Here is a 17,058-nt window from a genome sequence, read left to right on the forward strand (position 1 = left end):
CTGGGGCTTTTTTTATGGGCGTTGTTCATGCGCTCGAATAATGCGTCAGTTGCGGCTGCTTTCGATCTGCACCAGTTTGCTGCCGACGAACTTCAGGTATTGGCTCATGCCATTGGAAGGTCCGTACACCCATTCTTCTATCGGCAGTTCGACGCGTCGATTGATCGGCCCCGAGCGTTCGTAGCCTGTCTGCGCCTTGCTGGCAGGCGCACCACACTTCTGCTCTACCTGAACCGTGCGATCGTTCAGCGACACCAGGGTGTTGCCACAGCGCATCGTCGAGGCAGCGCTGGCTGTATTGCACAGTGCCAGCAGCAATGGCACGCAGGTCATCCAAGTCAATTTGTTCATTCGGCATCCAGATGCAGGGGGGTGATGATGCGCCCATCTTTTTCGGCCTGGCCCAGGGCTGCATCGATAAAGTACACACGCTCGTCCGCCAACTGGCCCTTATCGACCAGAAAGTCCTTGATGCTGCCTGCACGGGCCTGCCCAAGCTGACGCAGCAATACATTGTTCGAGGCCCAGGATTTGAGCACCGCTTCACGTAGCTTGTCGGTGCGAACCTTGCTTTCCAGCTGTTGCCATTCCACCGGTGGCTGACCTTTGAGCCGGGTACGGTAGATGGCTTCGAGCATCGCCGGCTTGTCGTCATCAGGCACTTGCATCTCGGCTGCGGTGGCGGGGACTTTGTCGCCACGGCGCTGGGCCATTTTATAGTAGGTGCTTTGGTATTCGCGCTCCAGGCGTTGCTGCGCAATGAGCGGGCCGTCGCTGGCCTGGGCGCTGGTGCCTTCGATTTCCAGGCGCAGGGTCGGGCGCTCCTTCAAGGCCGCCGCCAGCTTCACCAGGGCCGCCTGGGCCTCTGGGCTCAATTCGTCCGAACCTGGGCGGAACGACACGGTGCTCAGGTCTTCCGAGCCGCCGCCATTGACCAGCCCACCGATGAACTTGAACGGCGCCTGAGCGGCACGAACCATCAGGTTGCGCAGGGTCTGCCAGACGATCGGCATGACGCTGAACTGCGGGCTGTTCAGATCGCCGCTCACCGGCAGTTCGATGGCTATCCTGCCTTGGGAATCCTTGAGCAGCGCGATGGCCAGGCGCAGCGGCAGATCGACCGCATCCGGGCTGTCTACCTTGTCGCCCAGTTGCAGCTGTTCCACCAGCAGCTTGTTCTCTGCCTTGAGCTGGCCTTTGGTGATCAGGTAGTGCAAGTCGAGGTTCAGGCGGCCCTTGCGGATGCGATACCCGGCGAACTTGCCCGAATAGGGCGTCAGGGTGGTCAGCTCCACGCGTTTGAAGCTGGTCGTGATGTCCAGGCTGGCCATCGGGTCGAACGGATTCAGCGCACCGGCGATGGTCACCGGCGCATAGCGGTCGACCTTGCCCTGGATGTCGATGCGTGCCGGCTTGGCCTGACGGTTGTCGATCGTACCTATGTGCCCGTTGAGTTGCTGAACGGCCGTGGCAAAGTTCGGGGTGAGGCTGAAGTCGGCAAAGTTGGCCGAGCCATTGTCGATGTCCACGGCGCCGATGCGAATTCCGAGAGGTTTTTCGGCACCTGCGGGTTTCCCCGCGTTGGCCGGGTTGGCGGGCTGCGCCGGCTGCGGAATCAGCAGGTCGTCGATATTGGTGGTACGGTCTTCGTTGATCATGAAGCGCGCGTAGGGCTGTTGCAGCTGCACCCGCTCGATCTGCAGGCGATCGCCGTGGCGGTAGTCGAGACCGTCGAGAGTCAGGTGCTGCCATTTGACGAAATCGCGCTCCTTGAGCGTATCGAGCGTGTGCAGTTGATCGATTTCGGCGCGGCCGGACACCGTCATCGCCAGGGGTTCAGTGCTGGTCAGTTGCACAGCGAGATCGCTGTCGAGCATGCCGCTGCGCAGCTCCAGGCGAATCAGCGGGCTGATGTAGGCCTGCGCGACACGCAGGTCGATGTCCTGGGTGCTGACCTTCAGGCGTGCGCCAACCGGGGCCAGGCTGACCTCGCCGCTGGCCTGCAAGTGACCTTGCTTGCCCAGCCCGGTGTCCAGCTTGAGGGTGAAGGGAGCGCCGTTGAGGCTGTCGAAATCACGCAGATCCAGGTTGAGGGGCCCGAGCTCTACTGCCACGTTGTCGGTCGGCACACGGTCCGCCAGATGCACCCGGTAGTCGCGCAACTGCACATCCTTGAGCAACACCTGCCAAGGCTTGGCTGGCGCGGCTGCCGGCTTGCTGGCTGCCGGCGTCTGTGCCTGCATCTGTGCCGTCGTTGGGCTGGCGAACAGCTTCTGCCAGTCGAGCTGTCCATCCGCCTCGCGGGCGGCCCAGGTTTCCAGGCCGTGACTGCGTATCTGACCAACCCTGACCAACTGCTTGACCAGGTCCACCGACGTATCGCTGACCTCAAGGCGTTCGAGCCGTACCAAGGGACGGCCATCGGGAGCGGCGATCGCGAAGGGCGCAACGGTGAGGGCCACCTTGTCCAAGGTGAGTTCGGTCTGCTTGGCCAGGTTCAGGTTGTACTCGGCACTGAGGGTGAACACGCCCTTCTCCAGGGCCAAGGGCACGCTGTCACGCACGTACGGCCACCAGACGCTCATCTGCGCATCGGTCACCTTCAGTGAGCCTTGGGAAGACACCGGGCTCAGGCCAATACGTCCGCGCCAGTCGATACGACCGCCTTGAGGGCTGTTGGCCACCAGGGTCATGTCGGCGTGATCGTCCGGCAGCGTGCTGAGGTTCTGCAGCTCCAGATTCATCGAGTCGTAGAGAAACTCGATCGGCTGGCTGGGACGCAAGTCCTTGAAATGCAGATAGCCGTCAACCAGTTTGATACTGCCGATGCGCAACGCGAAAGGTTCGGACGGTGCGTCCTGCGCAGCAGGGTCGCTGGCGGGAAGCTTGAACAAGCCGCTCAAGTTGAGCTTGCCGGTCTTGTCGAACAGCACTTCGGTCCGGGGCTTTTCCAGCTCCACCGCAACCAGATGCAGCGCGCCGGTCCACAGGCTGTCCAATTGCAGATTGGCGTACAACCGCTCGAAACCGATCTGCTCCGCGCCGGGTTCACCGATCTTCAGCCCCCACAGGGTCAGCTCGAGGCTGAACGGATTGAATTCCAGGCGCTGCAGCTGGGCGGGAACAGTGGAATAGTCTGCCAGCTGTTGATTGGCAACCCGCAGGGCGATGCCAGGCAGGATCAGGAAGCCGAGCAGAGCGTACAGCGCTACCAGCGCCACAAGGGTGGCGGCGGTGCGTTTCAATCCTTTGGACATGGAAAAGAGGCCATCTGACGTGATCGGAGGTGCTTGGAGTATGGCACGTCAATGCGGTTCCTATGACTCAGGCCGCGTAAGTCATGGAATTTTCACCAGTTGCTGTAGGAAAACTAGAAATTCAGGATCAGCGTCTTCAACGGCGGCTGGCCGTCGCTGGAAGGAAAATCGGCCGCCGGGCCCATTACCGAGCATTCACGCACGGGCCGCCCGGCTTTCTCGGCGCAGCGCAACACCTGATCACGCCAGTCGTCGAGGCTGACCTTGGCCAAATTGTTACAGCAGACCAGTACACCGCTGTCGGCCGTGGCCAGGATCGCGGGCTTGAGCAGGCTCTGGTAGTCGCGCAGCAGATCGACCGTGCCGAACGCACTCTTTGCCCAGGCGGGCGGGTCCAGAAAGACCAGATCGTACTGGCGTTCTTGCAGGCGCGGGTAGGCTGGCAGCCTCTGCCCGCGACGCGGGGTGATGGGCAAGCCAGCCAGTTGGCGGATGGCGGGAAAGTAATCCGACTGGATGAACTGCATGGGCGCAAGGTCGGGGTTCAGTGCACCGTTCTCGGCGCCGACTGCCAGGTTGCCTTCGGCAAAATCCAGGTTGCACACCTCGCGGGCGCCGCCTGCTGCTGCGCTCAGGCCCACGCCGCAGGTGTAGGCGAACAGGTTCAATACGCTTTTGCCAGCACTGTGTCGCTTGACCCACCCGCGCGCGTTGCGCAGGTCGAGAAACAGCAACGGGTCCTGCCCGGGATGCCGTCCGCGCACGCGATAATTCAAGCCCCATTCGTGTCCGATCATGTCGGCCAGCGCCGCGTCTTCGGCACGATACACCGTGTCTTCCCGATCGATCCGCGAGTTGCCCCGCGAACGGTCGTTGTACACCAGCAGCAGCGGCGTCTGCAGGTGTTGCTCGACGGCGCCGTACAGGGCCAGCAGATCTTCGCGTGTCAGCGTCTGATGGAAGCTTTGGATCAGCAATTGCGGACCGTAGCGGTCGACGGTCAAGCCACCGGCGCCTTCCTGGCTGCCATGGAACAGGCGATAGCAATCAGTGCCCTGTTCATGCAGTTGCTCGAGCAGCGAGGAGCGGACGTCGAGGGCGGCGCGCAGCGCCTGGATCAAAGCGGACATGCACGGAGCCTGACGCAAAAAGAAGGGAGGCAATTCTACATCAATTGCCCGGCGCAACGGGGTATCGAACCACCGCGACGCTGGCTTGCAGCGCCGCGGGGTATCCAGGGTCAGCCGCGATGACGACCGCGGAAATAGTTGATCAGGCCCTGGGTAGAGGCATCTTCGGCCAGCGATTCGTTTTCACCGATCAGGCGCTGGTAGACACCCTTGCCCAGCTCCTTGCCCAGTTCCACGCCCCACTGATCGAAAGCATTGATGCCCCACAGCACGCTCTGCACGAACACCTTGTGCTCATACATGGCTACCAGGGCGCCGAGGCGACGTGGGCTGATGCGCTCGACCACCAAGGTGTTGCTCGGACGGTTGCCGGGAATGACCTTGTGCGGGGCCAGCTTCTGCACCTCGTCTTCAGCCATGCCGCGCTCGCGCAGTTCGGCTTCGGACTCGCTGCGGCTCTTGCCCAGCATCAGCGCCTGGCTCTGCGACAGGCAGTTGGCGAACAGCCACTGGTGATGATCGGCGACCGGATTGAAACTCACCACCGGGACGATGAAGTCGGCCGGGATCATGTGGGTGCCCTGGTGCAGCAACTGGTGATAGGCATGCTGGCCGTTGCAGCCCACGCCACCCCAGATGACCGGGCCGGTGTCGATATTCACCGGCGTGCCGTCCTGGCGCACGCTCTTGCCGTTGGACTCCATGTCCAATTGCTGCAGGTGTTTGGTGATGTTGCGCAGGTAGTGGTCGTACGGCAGGATCGCGTGGCTCTTGGCATCCCAGAAATTGCCGTACCAGACCCCCAGCAAGGCCAGCAGCACCGGCATGTTCTGTTCGAACGGCGCCGATTGGAAGTGCTGGTCCATGGTGTAGGCGCCCGACAGCAGCTCCTTGAAGTTGGCCATGCCGATCGACATGGCAATCGGCAAGCCGATGGCCGACCACAGCGAATAACGCCCGCCGACCCAGTCCCACATCGGGAAGATGTTTTCTTCGCGGATCCCGAATTCGACGGCTGCGGCATTGTTGCTCGACACCGCGATGAAGTGGCGGTAAAGCTCGGCTTCCGAACCGCCCTGGGCCAGGTACCAGCCACGCGCAGCCTGGGCGTTCTTCAGCGTTTCCAGGGTGCTGAACGATTTCGAGGAAACGATGAACAGAGTGGTCTCGGCACGCAGCTTGGCCGACAGCTCGTGGAATTCGCTGCCATCGATGTTGGCCAGGTAGTGGCAGCGCACGCCTTTCTGGGCATACGGCAGCAAAGCTTCGGACACCAGTTCCGGGCCGAGGAAGGAGCCACCGATACCGATGTTCACCACGTCGGTGATCGGCTTCTCGGTGTAGCCACGCCACAGGCCGTCATGGATGCGCGTGACCAACTCGGTGATCTGGTTGAGCACCTTGTGCACGTCCGGCATCACGTTGACACCGTTGACATTGAGCTTGTCGCCCACCGGGCGGCGCAATGCGGTGTGCAACGCCGGACGGCCTTCGGAAGCGTTCAGCAGTTCGCCGGCAAACATCGCCTTGATCGCGCCTTGCAGGTCCACTTCGTTGGCCAGTTGCACCAGCAGATCGCGGGTTTGGGTGTCGATCAGGTTTTTCGAATAGTCGAGGAACAGCCCGCAGGCGCTCAGGGAGAAATGCTCGAAGCGCTGAGGGTCGGCATTGAAGGCATCGCGCATGCTGAAGTCTTGCATGGCAGCGCGGTGCTGGGTTAGCGCCTGCCAAGCGGGCAGGGTGGTCACGTCATGCGGGGTTCGGTAGTACGCCATCGCTGCAAATTTCCTTTTTCTTGAACTGCCTTTGGACATTGGAACGCTCGGCCGGTTGCGTGCCTGCTGCATCGAAAGATCCAGCAGGCGGCCAGGGTGGTTGCGGGCCGCTGATCGGCTGCCAATGCACGGTTCGGACGCTGCACCACCTTAAACCGCCGCGCGCGTTCTGTCTGCGCCTAGTGAACGATGCGCGAGGGACTTTCAGGCTGTCGCGGTTCAGCTGTGTTGAGTGTCGTGATCGAGGTCCAGGTGCAGGTTGTCGATCAGTCGTGTGGTACCCAGATTCGCCGCGAGCAGAATCACCAGGTCGCGGTCTTCGGCAGTGGCCGGACGCAGGGTCACCGCATGCCGGATTTCCAGGTATTCAGGAGCGAAGCCGGCTTGGGCAATGACCTGCTTGGCATGGTCCAGCAGCAGCGGGTAATCGCGACGGCCCTGGCTTATCTGCGCCGCGACCTGGCTGAGCACCTGATACAGCAGAGGTGCCTGGGCACGCTGCTCCTGGCTCAGATACCCATTGCGCGAAGACAGCGCCAGGCCGTCTTCGGCACGCACGGTCGGCTCGCCGATGATCTGGATAGGCATATTGAGGTCGCGTACCAGCGCGCGAATCACGGCCAGTTGCTGGTAGTCCTTCTGGCCAAACACGGCAAGGTCCGGCTGGACCATGTTGAACAGCTTGCTGACCACCGTCGCCACGCCTTCGAAATGGCCTGGACGACTGCTGCCGCACAAGCCCTCGGACAATTGCGGAACGCTCACTCGGGTCTGCCCGGCCATGCCGTCGGGGTACATTTCCGCTGCCGATGGTGCGAACAGCAGGCTGCAGCCTGCCTGCACCAGCCGTTCCTGATCGGCCGCCAGGGTGCGCGGATACTTGTCCAGGTCTTCGCCGGCGCCGAATTGCAACGGGTTGACGAAGATACTCGCCACGACGAAATCGACACGCTGGGTAGCCTTGGCGACCAGCGCGGCATGACCGCTGTGCAGGTTGCCCATGGTCGGCACCAGGCCGATACGCTTGCCTTCGCCACGGGCACGGGCCACGGCGGCGCGCAGTTCTCGTACGGTCTTGACGGTGTTCATGAGGCGAATCCATGTTCAGGTGCGGGGAAATCCACCGCCTTGACGGCGGCTACGTAGGCGCGCATTGCGCCTTGAATATCGCTCTGCCCGGCCATGAAGTTTTTCACGAACCGCGGCACGCGGCCGCTCAGGGAGAGCCCGAGCATGTCGTGCAGAACCAGCACCTGGCCGTCGACCGCACTGCCGGCGCCAATGCCGATCACCGGCACTTTCACTGCCTGGGCAATATCGGCAGCCAACTCGACGGGCACGCATTCGAGCAGCAGCATGGCCGCTCCGGCCTGCTCCAGGGCGATGGCGTCGGCACGCATCTGGCGTGCCTGGATGTCCTGGCGCCCTTGCACCTTGTAGCCGCCCAGCAAGTTCACCGATTGCGGGGTCAGCCCCAGGTGGACGCAGGCTGGAATACCGCGCTCGGCCAGCAGGCGCACCGATTCGGCGAGCCAGGCGGCGCCTTCGAGCTTGACCATGTGCGCCCCGGCCTGCATCAACAGTGCACTGTTGGCCAGGGTTTGCTCGCAGGTGGAATAAGCCATGAACGGCAGGTCGGCAACGATGAAGGCCCCCTGGTTGCCACGTTTCACACAGCCGACATGGTAGGCCATGTCCGCCACGGTCACCGGCAAGGTACTGTCATGCCCCTGCAGCACCATGCCCAGCGAATCCCCCACCAACAATACTTCGACGCCGGCCGCGCAGGCGGCGTGGGCGAACGTCGCGTCGTAGCAGGTCAGCATGGTGATCTTTTCGCCCTTGAGCTTGAGGCTCTGCAGGGCGGTCAGGGTGAGTTCGGGCATGAAAAGTATCCTCGGGCTGGCGCTGTGTCGACACAACATCATCTGTCGTGATGTTTGGAAACCCACTCATAAAGGTTGGTTTCGCGCCGTTTGGCACCTCGGGGGTGCAACGGGCCGCCTATAGTCGTGAGCACGACCGGGGAAGTCAATTGGGTTGACGGCTTCTGCGCGAACAGAGCCTGCGAAGAGGCCTGCCTGCGCTACAGCCTCTCAAGCCCTGCGAACGGGCAGGCAGCCAGCAACTCGCGCAGGCTGCGGCCGTCCGCCAGCATGAAGCCCTCTTCAACCACTTCGGCCAGCGGATACAGCACGAATGCACGGACTTGAAGGTGGTAGTGCGGCACTTGCAAACGAGGCTCGTCGATCACCCGGTCGGCATAGGTGATGATATCCAGGTCCAGGGTGCGCGGCCCCCAGCGCTCGGCACGCTCGCGGCCCTGCTCGTTCTCGATCGCCTGCAGCGCATCGAGCAGTGGCAGCGGCGCCAGCCCGGTGTCCAGGGCTGCTACGGCATTGCTGTAGCGCGGCTGGCCGGGCAGCAGTGAATCGCTGGTGTAGAACGAAGAAACCGCTGCCAGCGTGGTGTCCGGCAGTGCGGCCAGGGCCTGCAGGGCCTCATGCAATTGCCGTTGCGGGCTATCCAGATTGCTGCCCAGCCCGATGTGCACGCGCACCATGCTTATTCGTCGCCCTCGCCGCGCTTGCGCTTGGTGCCGGTACGACGACGCTTGCGTGGCGCACCTGATTCATCCTTGCCGCCCAGGTCCGCGATCATCTCGCGGCGCTGACTGTCGTTGCAGTCCTGATAGTCGGTCCACCACTCACCCAGGCCTTCGGTCTCTTCGCCGGCTTTTTCGCGAAGCAGCAGGAAGTCGTAGCCGGCGCGGAAGCGCGGATTGTCGAGCAACAGGTCGGCACGCTTGCCGCTGCGGCGCGGCAGGCGCTCCTGCATGTCCCAGATCTCGCGAATAGGGATGGTGAAACGCTTGGGAATGGCGACGCGCTGACATTGCTCGGCAACCAGCTCATGGGCCGCCTCCTGCATTGCCGGGATCGGTGGCATGCCACGGCTCTGCAGGCGCAGTACGCGTGCCGGCAACGCCGGCCAGAGCAGGGCGGCGAACAGAAAGGCCGGCGTCACCGGTTTGCCCTGCTTGATGCGCAGGTCAGTGTTGCGCAGCGCCTCGCTGATCAACGTATGGGTGTAGGTCGGCGTGTCTTCCAGCGCCTGCGTGGTCGCCGGAAACAGCGAATCGAACAGGTGAAGGTCGACCAGCATCTCGAACGTGTCGGCGGCATGGCCGGACAGGAACAGCTTGAGCACTTCCTCGAACAGGCGTGCCGACGGTATCTCGCGCAGCATCGGCGCCAGCTCGCGAATCGGCGCAGCCGTGTGCTTCTCGATGCCGAAATCCAGCTTGGCGGCAAAGCGTACGGCCCGCAGCATGCGCACCGGATCTTCCTGATAGCGCTGAGTTGGATCACCGATCAGGCGAATCAGGCGGTTGCGCACGTCGTGTACGCCATTGGCGTAGTCCAGGATGCGTTCGCTGACCGGATCGTAGTACAGGGCATTGATGGTGAGGTCGCGGCGTTGGGCGTCGTCTTCCAGGGTGCCGTAGACGTTATCGCGCAGGATGCGTCCGCTCTCGCTGCTCGAGGAGCGATGCACGTCCTGTTCGTCGTCTTCTTCCGGGTGATTGGCGCGGAAAGTCGCGACCTCGATGATCTCGCGGCCGAAATGGATGTGCACGAGCTTGAAGCGTCGGCCAATCACTCGCGCATTGCGAAACTCGGCACGTACCTGTTCGGGCGTGGCGCTGGTAGCGACGTCGAAATCCTTGGGCACGATGCCCAGCATGAGGTCACGTACGCAACCGCCTACAAGATAGGCTTGGTAGCCAGCAGTCTGCAGGCGTTCGACGATGCCCACGGCGTGGCGGCTGAACTGGCTGCGCTGCAGCGAGTGTTGGCCAGCATTGAGCACTTCGGGCGTGGTACGCCGGTGCTGCGGATGACGCGCGGGAGTATTCAAAGACTTGAACAGCTTCTTCAGCATGGGATGCACTGTTTGAAGGGATTTTCGGCCATATACGAAGAACGACCGCATGATGGGCGGGGATTCTAGCATTTAGTCGAGGGATGGTGTAGGAGGCTGCGCCGGTCGGCACAAGCGGCAGGACAAAAGCCGGAAACTACAAGGGGAGCCGAAGCTCCCCAAGAAGTAGTTGCGTGCTCTGTTTTTGTTTTTTGTCGGGCTTTTTGTTTTTGTTGAGTGCCCTGCCCACCGAACCTGGGTTCGGGGGTGTCTCCCTATTCGGGAGCAAGAGCAAACGGATTGCTTTGGTCGCTGTGCTGTGATGATCGATGTGATCCAACCAGTTCTGGCATCTGCTTCAAAGCAGTTGTTGTAGTTCTCTGCCTGGCTGCGGGTTTCCCCAAAAACAACGCCTCTCCAAAAGAATCAGTTAGCTGCGCCTCCGCCGTGTTGTTCTTGTTATGCGTGAGTCGATTCGTCTTGTTCTTGTTATGAGTTTGCTTGCTTGTTGTTGTTCTTGTACCAGAGATATAGCAGGTCCCATGCCAACTTTTGCAAACCCCTCAAGAACGGGGCTTTGCGAGGAGGAGGGCGGTGATCGAGGGCTGAAATTGACCCTGTATTCGTTACCGATGGAACCGTGTCTTGTTACGTCGCAGGCCTAGGGTAACAGTTTGTCACGGCTACCCGTCAACCCGCGCAAACCCGCGGGCTAGAGCTGAAACGTATCAGCTTTCGCTGGCCACGCTCGACTTGCGCCGTGGAATCCCCAGGCGCTGACGACGCTCCCACAGGCACTTGCGACTGACGCCCAATTTGCGCGCCAATTCGGTCTCGGTCATGTGGTCTTGATGCTCCAGCACGAAGTGCTGGAAATAGTCTTCCAGGGAAAGATCTTCGGTGGGATCGTGGGCCGTGTTGTTCGCCCCGTTCTGCTGGGATGGCAGGCCGACGAAGTCATCGGTGTCCTGCAGGTCGGCAAGTTCGATGTCGATGCCCAGCAGTTCGGCCGATATCTCGGTGCTCTCGGTCAGGATCACCGAGCGCTCGACGGCGTTCTCCAGTTCCCGCACATTGCCGGGCCAGGAATACTGGCGGATGGCCTGTTCGGCATCGGCGGCAAAGCGCAGGTCGGTCCGCCCGATCCGTGAGCTCTGGCGAATCAGGAACGCCTTGGCAATTTCGCCGACATCGGCGCCGCGCTCGCGCAGGGGCGGCAACTTCAAGGCAATCACGTGCAGCCGGTAGTAGAGGTCTTCGCGGAACTGCCCCAGCTTGGCCAGGCTTTTCAGGTCCCGGTGGGTTGCGGCAATCAGGCGAACGTCGACTTTCTGCGACTGCACCGAGCCTACGCGGCGAATCTCGCCTTCCTGCAGAACCCTGAGCAAGCGCGCCTGGGCCTCGAGAGGCAACTCGCCGATCTCGTCGAGAAACAGTGTTCCGCCATCGGCAGCCTCGACCAGCCCGGCGCGACCGGCGCTGGCGCCGGTGAAAGCACCTTTCTCGTGACCGAACAGTTCGGATTCGATCAGGGTTTCCGGGATCGCCGCACAGTTCACCGAGATCATCGGTGCCTTCGCGCGCCGGGACAGGTTGTGCAGTGCCCGCGCGACCAGCTCCTTGCCGGTGCCGGACTCACCCTGGATCAGTACGTTGGAATCGGTCGGGGCGACCTTGCGGATCTTGCTGTAGAGGTCCTGCATGGGCGGGCAGGAACCAATGATACCGATATCGCCATTGGCATTCTGCGCGGCGGGTTTTTCCGCACCGGCCTTGTTCGCCGGGCGCTCCACCGCTGCCGCGGGTGCGTTGTGGCGATCGCGCAGGATACGCGCGGCGGCCTGGAGCATTTCATCGTGGTCGAAGGGCTTGGCGATATAGTCGACCGCGCCCATTTTCATCGAGTCCACAGCCGAGCGCAGGCTGGCATAGCTGGTCATGATGAGCACCGGGGTGCCCTCGCCCAGCTTGATCAATTCGGTGCCCGGTGCACCCGGCAGGCGCAGGTCGCTGATGATCAGGTCGAACGATGCGATGCTGAACCGCTCCTGCGCTTCCTGCACGGAGCCGGCCTCACTGACCTGATACTGGTTGCGTTCGAGCAGGCGACGCAGGGCAGATCGAATGATGGTTTCGTCTTCGACGATCAAAATATGCGGCATTGATTCAATTCTCTCGACGGTCTCAGTTCACAGCGGACGTCGCTTCGACATGACGCGGCAATGTCACCCGAATTCGGGTACCGCGCTGGCTCAGGGGATCGGCCGGGCTGTCGATGGTGATCTGTCCATAATGCTCTTCAACGATGGAATAGACCAGAGCGAGCCCCAGTCCGGTTCCTTCGCCCGGGTCCTTGGTAGTGAAGAACGGTTCGAATAACCGATCCATGATGTTCTTGGGAATACCGCTGCCTTCGTCCTCGACGATGAGGTCGACGGTGTGTTCGCACGCTTCGGTCTTGACCCGCACCGCGCCTCCGGCCACAGAGGCATCCCGGGCGTTGGACAGCAGGTTGATCAGCACCTGGGCCAGGCGTTGTGGATCACCCACGGCCCAGTGCTCCGGATCGCACAGGTTGTAGAACTGGATCTCGAAGTTGCGCCTGTTCAGCGCCAACAGGCCGATGGCATCCTGCGCTACCTGAGCCAGGTTGACCGGCTCGTCACTGTGCTGGTGGCCGCCGGCATGGGCAAAGCTCATCAGCGACTGGACGATGCGCGACACGCGCTTGGTCTGCTCGAGAATCTGGCTGCTCAGTTCGGTGATCTCGCTGTCTTCCTCGCGCTCCTCGCGCAGGTTCTGCGCCAGGCAGGCGATGCCGGTGATCGGGTTGCCGATCTCGTGGGCGACCCCGGCCGCCAGCCTGCCGATGCTCGCCAGCCGCTCGGAATGCACCAGCTTGTCTTCGAGCATCTGCGTTTCGGTCAGGTCCTCGACCAACACCACCAGCCCGCTGTTGCCGGGCGCGAGCGGCTCGTCGATGGCGGCCTTGTGCAGGTTCAGCCAGCGTGTCTGCCCATCCAGGGCCAGGCGTTGCTTGTGCAGGTGCTCGTCGGGCACGTTGATGAAGTCGATCAGCAGGCTGCGCCATGGCTGGCTGATGGTTACCAGGCGCGAGCCGACCACATGCTGCGCGGGCACGCCGGTCAGGTCTTCCATGGCCTTGTTCCACATCAGGATCTCCTGGTCCTTGGCCAGCGAGCAAACGCCCATGGGCAGCTCCTGCAGGGTCTGTCGATGATAGCGGCGCAAGGCATCGAGCTCGGCGGCAAGGCCGGTCAGGCGCGAGTGATAATCTTCCAGCCGGCTTTCGATGAAGTGGATGTCCTCGGTGACATAGTTCTCGCTGCCTGATTTATAGGGCAGGAACGTTTCCACCATGTCCTGCGCCACGCTGGGGCCCATCAGCCCGGACAGATTGGCTTCGATCCGGTCCCGCAGGCGCCGCAATGCGTAGGGCCTGCGCTCGTCGAAGGGCAGGTAGAGGTCGCGCAGGGCCTGTTCCACCTCGCGCTGGGCGGCCTTGGCGCCCAACGGTTTGGCCAGTTGCGTGGCGAACTCCTGGGGGGATGCGGCATGCAGTTCGCGCCGCTGCGGGCGGCGCACGTTATCCACTGCACAAGCTTCGGCAGCACTGACTTCTTCGCTGCTGGCAGCGGTGAACAGCGAGATCAGCGTGAACAGCAATACGTTGGCAGCCAGGGAAGCGATGGCTGCCATGTGCCAGCTGGTATCGTCGAGCACGTAGATCATGTTCAGGCGCGGGATGTAGAAGCCTTGCAGGTTGCCGATCAGCGGCAGCAGCATGGTCACCAGCCAGACGGCCATGCCGGCCAGCAGGCCGGCGATGAATCCGCGTCGATTGGCGGTGGGCCAGTACAGCACCGACAGCACGCCCGGCAGAAACTGCAGCGTGGCGACAAAGGCGACGATCCCCAGGTGTGCAAGGTCCTGCTTGGCGCCCAGCAGCAGGTAGAAGGCATAGCCGGCCATGATGATGGCGACGATCAGCGCCCGCCGTGTCCACTTCAGCCAGCGGTAGATGTTGCCTTCGGCCGGCGGCTGGTACAGCGGCAACACCAGATGGTTGAGCATCATGCCCGACAGCGCCAGGGTGGTGACGATGATCAGCCCGCAGGACGCGGAAAGTCCGCCTACATAAGCCAGCAGCGCCAGTGACTTGCTGTTGGCGGCAATACCGATGCCCAGGGTGAAGAACTCGGGGCTGGTCGTCGCGCCCAGGCGCAGGCCGGCCCACAGGATCAGCGGCACCGCCAGGCTCATCAGCAGCAGGAACAGCGGCAGCCCCCAACTGGCACTGACCAGCGCACGCGGATTGAGGTTTTCGGTGAAGACCATGTGGTACATGTGCGGCATGACGATCGCCGAGGCGAAGAACACCAGCAGCAGCGTGCGCCAGGGTCCCTCTTGCAGCGGCGCATGCAGCGAAGCGAGGGCCGTCTGGTTCTGCAGCAGCCATTGCTCCAGATCGTGCGGGCCGTCGAACACCCCGTACAGGGCATACAGGCCAATACCGCCCAAGGCGATCAGTTTGATCACGGATTCGAAGGCGATGGCAAATACCAGGCCTTCATGCTTCTCGCGGGTGGCGATGTGGCGTGAGCCGAAGAAGATCGTGAACAGCGTGATCAGCACGCAAAAACTCAACGCCACGTGGTTCTGCACCGGTTCGCGAGTCATGATGCCAATGGAGTCGGCCACCGCCTGGATCTGCAACGCGAGCAGGGGCAGTACGCCGACCAGCATGAACACCGTGGTCAGCGCGCCGGCCCAGGTGCTGCGAAAACGAAACGCGAAAAGGTCTGCCAACGACGACAATTGGTAGGTACGGGTGACCTTGAGTATCGGATACAGCAACACCGGCGCCAGCAGGAATGCGCCGGAAACCCCCAGGTAGCAAGCCAGGAAACCATAGCCGTATTGATAGGCCAGGCCCACGGTGCCGTAGAACGCCCAGGCGCTGGCATAGACACCCAGCGACAAGGTGTAGGTCAGCGGATGGCGGATGATCGCCCGCGCGATCATGCCGCGCTCGCTGACCCAGGCCACGGCGAACAGCACCAGCAGGTACGCGGCGCTGACCAGCAGCATCTGGGTAAGGCTAAAGCTCATCGGCATCACGCTGGCTCTGCAGGATAAAGGTCACCACGATCAGAATCAGCCACAGCAGGTAAGGTCGATACCACGCGCCCGTGGGCTCGATCCACCAGTCCATGATGGCGGGGGAGAACAGGTATATCCCCACCACCAGAAGCAGGACCAAACGATAGATATACATGCTGGCCTCGGGGTAGGGTAAGTGTGCGAAAACAGTGCGGCGATGGTAGCGGATCGGCGTGTCGCTGCGAAGAGCCGGGCACCAGCCGATCGCTACTCCAGCTGCGCTTCCGCCACCGTGCGCACCGGGGGAATCGCACCACTGTCCCAATGCTCCACACCCCAGCGCAACACATCGTCCACACTGCCGTGCGCCAGGTCCGCCTCGGGCCGCTGGCCCAGCGCCCGCAGGGCACGCACCAGCAGTGGCGCAGCCTGGTCCGCATCCAGGGGCGGCGATCGGTAGCTTTTGCCCAGCTTGTTGCCGTCTGGCTGGGTGATCAAGGGAACATGAAGGTATCGCGGCTGCGGCAACCCGAGCAGCTCCTGCAGATACAGATGGCGCGGCGTCGAATCGAGCAGGTCGGCACCGCGCACGATGTCGGTCACTCCCTGCCACGCATCGTCCAGCACCACCGCCAGTTGATAGGCATACAGACCGTCGCGACGACGAATGACGAAATCCCCCGACTCGCTGCCCAAATGTTGTGCATACGTTCCCTGGACACGGTCCTCGAAGCGATACCGCAGTTCCGGGACGCGCAGGCGGATGGCTGCATCCTGCGTGGAATGTCCGGCATTGCGGCAAGTGCCGGGATAGATCCCTCGGTAGGGTTCCAACTGCTTGCGTGAGCAGGTGCACGCATAGGCCAGCCCCTGCGCCAACAGGCGGTCGATCACCTGTTGATAGGCCGCATGCCGCTGGCTCTGGTAGACCACCTCGCCATCCCACTGCAATCCGTAGCGCTCAAGGGTCTTGAGGATCGCTGCCGGTGCGCCGGCGACTTCTCTGGGCGGGTCCAGGTCTTCCATGCGCAGCAACCAGCGGCCACCTGCGGCGCGCGCGTCCAGCCATGAGGCCAGGGCGGCCACCAGGGAGCCGAAATGCAGGTAGCCGCTCGGGGTCGGAGCAAAGCGACCTATATAAGGAAGGGTAGTCATGGGTGCGGGATTCTACGGGCAATACAGAAACAAAAGGGCGCCGTGGCGCCCCTTTGTCGACAGGTCACTTGCCGACCTGTTTTTCCTTGATTTCCGCCAAGGTCTTGCAGTCGATGCACAGATCGGCGGTCGGACGTGCCTCGAGACGGCGAATGCCGATCTCGATGCCGCAGGATTCGCACCAGCCGTACTCTTCGTCTTCGATCAACTGCAGCGTCTTGTCGATCTTCTTGATCAACTTGCGCTCGCGATCGCGCGCGCGCAGTTCGAGGCTGAATTCCTCTTCCTGGCTGGCCCGATCGGCCGGGTCTGGAAAGTTGGCGGCTTCATCCTTCATGTGGTCGACGGTGCGATCCACTTCCTGCATCAAGTCTTGTTTCCACTTGTTCAGGATCTTGGTGAAGTGAGCACGCATCGGCGCGCCCATGTATTCCTCGCCCTTCGTCGCAACGTAGGGAGCGAAGCCGGAAAAGTTGCCAGTACTTTGTTGCTTTTCATTGGTGGGCATGAATCAACCGCCTCTCGCTCTACTAATCCATTGCGCAGGATGATCCCTCTCCGACACCCGCCGGCCCTGCGACTGCAAGCCGGCGAACTTACCAGATCGAACCAGCACGCGCTACTCCCGGTTGTCGTGCCCGGAACGCCTGCGTCGCAGGCACGATGTGGTGGGTTTCGATCGCACGTTCGGCG

At 62.2% G+C, this 17,058-nt stretch carries 13 protein-coding genes; all 13 read right to left on the reverse strand.

Translation table 11 applies throughout. The annotated features are described in order from the left end of the window. Positions 1-45: 45 nt before the first annotated feature. A complete protein-coding gene (locus IFT80_RS20180; protein WP_122480178.1) occupies positions 46-351 on the reverse strand; it encodes a DUF2845 domain-containing protein in 306 nt (101 codons plus the stop codon). Continuing rightward, positions 348-3,257, reverse strand: coding sequence for a DUF748 domain-containing protein (locus IFT80_RS20185; RefSeq protein ID WP_192138179.1), 2,910 nt, complete (start codon positions 3,255-3,257; stop codon positions 348-350). Before IFT80_RS20185 ends, IFT80_RS20180 begins: the two co-directional genes overlap by 4 nt. A gap of 113 nt (positions 3,258-3,370) precedes the next feature. Next, on the reverse strand, positions 3,371-4,387 hold the full coding sequence (locus IFT80_RS20190) for a class I SAM-dependent rRNA methyltransferase (RefSeq protein WP_192138180.1): 1,017 nt from the start codon (positions 4,385-4,387) through the stop codon (positions 3,371-3,373). A gap of 110 nt (positions 4,388-4,497) precedes the next feature. After that, a complete protein-coding gene (pgi, locus tag IFT80_RS20195) occupies positions 4,498-6,162 on the reverse strand; it encodes a glucose-6-phosphate isomerase (RefSeq protein WP_122480175.1) in 1,665 nt (554 codons plus the stop codon). 219 nt (positions 6,163-6,381) lie between these two features. Beyond that, on the reverse strand, positions 6,382-7,251 hold the full coding sequence (gene panC / locus IFT80_RS20200) for a pantoate--beta-alanine ligase (RefSeq protein WP_122480174.1): 870 nt from the start codon (positions 7,249-7,251) through the stop codon (positions 6,382-6,384). Beyond that, positions 7,248-8,048 carry a 3-methyl-2-oxobutanoate hydroxymethyltransferase gene (gene panB, locus IFT80_RS20205; RefSeq protein ID WP_192104424.1) on the reverse strand — a complete coding sequence of 267 codons (801 nt, stop codon included), beginning with the start codon at positions 8,046-8,048 and terminating at the stop codon, positions 7,248-7,250. Before panB ends, panC begins: the two co-directional genes overlap by 4 nt. Before the next feature lie 200 nt (positions 8,049-8,248). Then, positions 8,249-8,725, reverse strand: coding sequence for a 2-amino-4-hydroxy-6-hydroxymethyldihydropteridine diphosphokinase (gene folK, locus IFT80_RS20210; protein WP_192138181.1), 477 nt, complete (start codon positions 8,723-8,725; stop codon positions 8,249-8,251). Between the two features lie 2 nt (positions 8,726-8,727). Further along, on the reverse strand, positions 8,728-10,107 hold the full coding sequence (locus tag IFT80_RS20215) for a polynucleotide adenylyltransferase PcnB (protein ID WP_192138182.1): 1,380 nt from the start codon (positions 10,105-10,107) through the stop codon (positions 8,728-8,730). Positions 10,108-10,814: 707 nt separating this feature from the next. Next, on the reverse strand, positions 10,815-12,248 hold the full coding sequence (locus IFT80_RS20220; protein ID WP_192056408.1) for a sigma-54-dependent transcriptional regulator: 1,434 nt from the start codon (positions 12,246-12,248) through the stop codon (positions 10,815-10,817). 22 nt (positions 12,249-12,270) lie between these two features. Continuing rightward, positions 12,271-15,225, reverse strand: a complete 2,955-nt coding sequence (locus tag IFT80_RS20225; protein WP_163007662.1) for a sensor histidine kinase — start codon at positions 15,223-15,225, stop codon at positions 12,271-12,273. Further along, a complete protein-coding gene (locus tag IFT80_RS20230) occupies positions 15,209-15,385 on the reverse strand; it encodes a hypothetical protein (RefSeq protein ID WP_003250005.1) in 177 nt (58 codons plus the stop codon). Before IFT80_RS20230 ends, IFT80_RS20225 begins: the two co-directional genes overlap by 17 nt. A gap of 92 nt (positions 15,386-15,477) precedes the next feature. After that, positions 15,478-16,365, reverse strand: coding sequence for a tRNA glutamyl-Q(34) synthetase GluQRS (gene gluQRS / locus IFT80_RS20235; protein WP_192138183.1), 888 nt, complete (start codon positions 16,363-16,365; stop codon positions 15,478-15,480). Between the two features lie 64 nt (positions 16,366-16,429). After that, positions 16,430-16,873: an RNA polymerase-binding protein DksA gene (dksA, locus tag IFT80_RS20240; protein WP_122480168.1), complete on the reverse strand. Its 444-nt coding sequence runs from the start codon at positions 16,871-16,873 to the stop codon at positions 16,430-16,432. Positions 16,874-17,058 lie beyond the last annotated feature (185 nt).

This window comes from Pseudomonas sp. CFBP 8771 (genome assembly GCF_014841695.1).
Lineage (GTDB): Bacteria > Pseudomonadota > Gammaproteobacteria > Pseudomonadales > Pseudomonadaceae > Aquipseudomonas > Aquipseudomonas baltica.